The 223-nt window shown below is 64.6% G+C and carries 1 pseudogene; it reads right to left on the reverse strand.

Annotated features, from left to right (window positions below):
• Window positions 1–223 (reverse strand): annotated as a pseudogene (locus E4K09_RS04325) (M23 family peptidase); the annotation flags it as partial.

The following is a 223-nucleotide window of genomic DNA, read 5'->3' on the forward strand; positions in this document are numbered from 1 at the left end:
ATAGCCGAGGATCGGGTGGAAGCGCGACCCGAAGCCGGAACGCAGAATCCCGTCCGTGATCGGCTTGCGGAGCAGGAACTTCTTCAGGGAGCGGCCGCTCTCGTCGAAATACTCGACGGATCCGTCTTCTCCCTGAAACCGGTAGACCCGGCGTGCCTCGCCCCCGACCGTCAGGGAGGCGTAGAGAATCTCCGGCGGCGCATCCTCGTCGTCCGAACCGAAG

Source organism: Microvirga pakistanensis (genome assembly GCF_004458765.1).
Classification (GTDB): Bacteria; Pseudomonadota; Alphaproteobacteria; order Rhizobiales; family Beijerinckiaceae; genus Microvirga; species Microvirga pakistanensis.